Below are 4,150 nucleotides of genomic sequence, written 5' to 3'. Positions count from 1 at the left end.
TGGAGTACAAGTCGGCAAGTGGTGCTTGGACGGACGTAACAGGCACCGAAATTACCGGCCTTGCGACAGGCACTTACCAGATTCGCGTCAAAGCAACGGTATCGAGTTTCAAAAGTGCTGAGAAAATCATTGCGATCACAGCTCCGAATGAGTACACCGTTACGATTGGTAATGGTGGTATTGGTTCAAATGGCAGCGGAAGTTACACTAGCGGCGTGACTGTATCCGTCTATGCAGGAAGCCGGAGCGGCTACACCTTCATCGGCTGGACTTCAACAGACGGCGTGACCTTCGCTAACGCAAGCAGCGCGACAACCAGTTTTATGATGCCTGCCCAGAACGTGACCGTCATCGCCAACTGGAGCTATAACGGCAGCTCGTCTCCTAGTGGAGGCTCGAATTCAGATCGTGGTTCGTCCGAAAACATGCCGAGCATCACCATCGACAAGAATCCCAATCAGCCAACTGTGGCATCCGTAAGCTTGACCGCAACAGTGGATCAGAACGGCGTTGCTTCTGCCGTCGTTACGGAGGCACAGGTAAGAACATGGATCGATGCTGCGAGGAAAGAAGCGCAGAACAAAGGAAATACGGCTGACGGCGTTGCCATTGTCTGTCATATCCAGTTCGATGCGAACGGGAACAGCTTCAACGTGAAGCTGGAGGAAGGAGCCCTCGCCCTGCTAGAAAAGGAAGGTATTAAACGCTTTGCTGTGAATACCTCGCTTGTCAGCTTTTCCTTTGACGAAATAGCCATTCGGGAAATGAACGCTCAGGCGTCGGGAGCCGTCACACTCGGAGCCGATCCTGTTACCGTACTGTCGGATGCGGCCACAGCCTTGATAGGCAGCCGCCCGGTGTACGATCTCATTGTCAGCTATACGAAGGAGGGCAAGACCGCGTATGTGACAAACTTCGGCAAAGGGGTAGTCACACTGGATATTTCCCACAAACCCACTTCAAGTGAAAAGACCAGCAACTTCTATCCTGTGTACGTAAACAAGGGTGGTAAGCCGCAGTTTTTGATCCGTTCCCAGTATGACAATGGCAATCTGATATTCAGCAGAAATAGCCTGTCTGTCTACGGGGTGGGCTACCTATTGCCGGCGCCGGCGTTCGTGGATACGGCAACGCATTGGGCGAAGGTCGACATTGATTATGTTGTCAGCCGCGGGCTGATCTCCGGTACCGGCAAGGCGACTTTCTCACCCGATACGGCCGTCACCCGCGCGGATTTCCTCATGGCACTGGGTATGCTCTCCGGTGCGGACATGAGTGCGTACCAGCAAAGCAGCTTCACTGACGTTTCAATCACAAGCGCCGCTTGGCCTTACATAGAATGGGCGGTGCAGAACAAGATCGTACAGGGTATTGGCGATAACAAGTTTGATCCGGAGAGCCCGATTACCCGTGAACAGATGGCGGTTATGATGGTGGGATACGCCCAAGTCACTGGTGATAAGCTGCCTGTGAGGATGCAAGTTATCTCCTTTGCTGATGACATAAGGATCAGTTCCTGGGCCAAGGAAGCGGTCAAGACGATCCAACAGGCAGGTGTGGTGAACGGTAAGGAAAACAATCTGTACGATCCTGCCGGTATGGCAACCCGTGCGGAGGCTTCGGCCATTCTGCGCCGGTTCACGGAGACGGTCGTTGACAAGGGTCAGGCACTTCAAAAGTGAAATAAGTCTATATGTACAGCCCAAAGAACCTCGATCCCCACTGCAAAGTGGGGACTGAGGTTTTTTTAAACTCAGAACAACTCCGTTCTTACCTTTGCCGTTGTCGTTGTTTAACGAGGCAGCTTGATCCGAAACACCGTTTCTACGTTCGGAGTACTTGTCATCTCCACATCGCCCTGGTGGGCATGGGCGATGTCTTTAACAATGGCCAGACCGATCCCTAACCCTTCGCCCTTTCTTCCGCTGTCCACACGATAGAAGCGTTCAAAGACATCCGCCTGATGCTCGGCAGGTATCCCTTTCCCTCGATCTGTCACCATCAAATTGACGAATTGATCGTCCGCTGAGAGTCCGATTCCCAGATAGCGTCCATCCTTCCCGTACCGGATCGCATTGTCGAGCAGATTACGCAAGGCTCTCTCCATAAGGGGGGCATCGACAAGGTGATGAATATCCTCATCCGGCAATTCGACATCCAGCTCCACTTGTTCGCCATCGAGCACCATAATGTATTCGACCGCGATTTTGCGAACGATTTCCGATAGATTATGATTCTCGAGACGAAGGGTCATCTCATCCGCATCCAACCGGGAGATGTCCAGCATTTGATCCAGCAGCTTGTCCATGTATCTGCAGCGTTGAAGAATGATTTTGGCTCTGCCTTCGAGATCTTGCTGATCTTTATAATTTCCGGTACGTATCATTTCAGCGCAGCCGAGCATCGTTGTCAGTGGCGTACGCAGATCGTGAGACAGATTGGAGAGCAGGAGCTTGCGCTTACTCTCGAATTGTTGAATTTCCGCGAATTGAGTTCGGATCCGATGCGCCATGGAATTATAATGCTGCGTCAGCTGTCCCAGCTCGTCCTTGGAGGTGTCGGTCAGTTGGACAAGGGGCGAGTCGCTTTGAATATTCAGTTGATTCAGCGCACGGTTGAGTTTGCGAATTCTTTTATTTAACGATGTGAACAACCCTATGGCCACTAGAAAGGGGATCGAAAACGACAGGATAAGCGGCAATATCAGGGTGAGCAACGATTTGAGTGTGCGAATGAGAAAATAAACCTCGCCCTGCTTCATTGCGGAGGCCGGAATGCTCATGAGCAAGAAATACGACCGACCGTCCTTGGTGGCAGGGGTGAGGATATGTACGTCGTCTTCGGTTAAATAATTTTTGGGCATATTCTGCATCAGCAAGGCCAAGTCACGAAAGGTAAAGGTCGGATTAAGCCCCGCAGTATCATAAAGGGATTGTCCCTGGTCGTTTAGCCACATCCAACGAATCGCGGGGTGATCTGCATGCGCGCGATCCAAGGTTTGTTTCAACGTGTCTGCGCTGAATTCAGGCTTTTCCCCGATGCTATCGACAATGGATTGTGCAAGCGGATTTAACTGGAAGAGCGCGTAGCCTTTATTCGCTACCTTGCCGATCCAGACGGTCGAATAGCCGAACAGTACCATACTCATGGCAGCGCTAAGCACGAGTGACAGCCACAACTTGGTGCGTAATTTCATAGGCTGGCTCCCGTCAACCGATAACCAACGCCGCGCACGGTTTGAATTTCCCAAGACGACTGCGCCTGTTTCAATTGTTTGCGCAGCCGGCTCATATAGACGCTCAAGTTGTTATCGTCATACTTTTCATGTTGCCAGACTTGTTGATAGATTTCGAGCTTCGTCATCACACGGTCGGGATTCTGCATAAGGAACCGCATGAGATCGCACTCTACCATCGTTAAGGAAACCTTCTCGTTATAAATGAGAAGCGTGTAGTTGTCGATATCCAGAATCATATTGCTCAAACGAATGACCAAAGAGCGGGAACTCGATTTCGGGTGCCGTCTGCGCAGCACGGCTTGAATGCGGGCCATTAACTCCATGGGACTAAAAGGCTTGGTCATATAATCGTCAGCCCCGAGTCCAAGCGTGACGATCTTATCTTGTTCCGCTCTTCTTGCGCTGACGACAATAGCCAAGACGTCTAATCTGCGATTGTTCAAGTAACGCAGCACCTCAAATCCATCGCGATCATCCATCATAAGATCCAGAATAAGCACATCCACCTGATCGGATTCCAGTCGTTCAATCGCCTGTTGGCCGGACTCGGCTTCGAGCGCATGCATGCCGGACTGTTCAATGTGGGTAAGAATCACCTCGCGAATTTGCGGGTCATCGTCAACTACCAGAATTCGTTCCATTTTATTGCTGTCACCACCGAATCGTAATAAATTAATTCGATCATATCACGATTTATTCAGATAATGTTGAATTTTCATGCCCCAAAAACCCCGTATATTTCTATTATTATTTATAGATTTGTCTCATTTATCGAAGCCCCCTCCGGAGGTAAGATGTGATAAAAGGAGTGGAGCAGATGATCGTCGGTTTTCGCCGTGTGGCAAGCACATTTGCAGCAAATAGGTTCGTTTTCCTATTATTTTACTCCAACCTGATCCTGTCTCTTATACA

At 50.4% G+C, this 4,150-nt stretch carries 3 protein-coding genes; 1 reads left to right on the top strand and 2 read right to left on the bottom strand.

Going from position 1 to position 4,150, the window contains the following annotated elements:
• Positions 1-1,682, top strand: a 1,682-nt coding sequence (locus tag EJQ19_RS31235) for an S-layer homology domain-containing protein (RefSeq protein ID WP_206438514.1), incomplete at its 5' end; no start/stop codon positions are given.
• Between the two features lie 110 nt (positions 1,683-1,792).
• On the opposite strand, the gene EJQ19_RS31230 is transcribed toward EJQ19_RS31235, so the two are convergent.
• Both EJQ19_RS31230 and EJQ19_RS31225 read right to left on the bottom strand, forming a co-directional pair.
• On the bottom strand, positions 1,793-3,196 hold the full coding sequence (locus EJQ19_RS31230; RefSeq protein WP_126145117.1) for a sensor histidine kinase: 1,404 nt from the start codon (positions 3,194-3,196) through the stop codon (positions 1,793-1,795).
• Positions 3,193-3,879, bottom strand: a complete 687-nt coding sequence (locus EJQ19_RS31225) for a response regulator transcription factor (RefSeq protein WP_126145116.1) — start codon at positions 3,877-3,879, stop codon at positions 3,193-3,195. The genes EJQ19_RS31230 and EJQ19_RS31225 overlap by 4 nt, the downstream gene beginning before the upstream one ends.
• Positions 3,880-4,150 lie beyond the last annotated feature (271 nt).

Origin of the sequence: Paenibacillus whitsoniae, from assembly GCF_003955665.1 — a bacterium.
Lineage (GTDB): Bacteria > Bacillota > Bacilli > Paenibacillales > NBRC-103111 > Paenibacillus_E > Paenibacillus_E whitsoniae.
The sequence above is the reverse complement of the archived record's forward strand: the minus strand, read 5'-3'. Positions and strand labels throughout refer to the sequence as shown.

Excerpts from the sequence above, each read along its gene's own strand:
- EJQ19_RS31230 (WP_126145117.1), bottom strand. The coding sequence starts at position 3,196 with ATGAAATTACGCACCAAGTTGTGGCTGTCACTCGTGCTTAGCGCTGCC.
- EJQ19_RS31225 (WP_126145116.1), bottom strand. The coding sequence starts at position 3,879 with ATGGAACGAATTCTGGTAGTTGACGATGACCCGCAAATTCGCGAGGTG.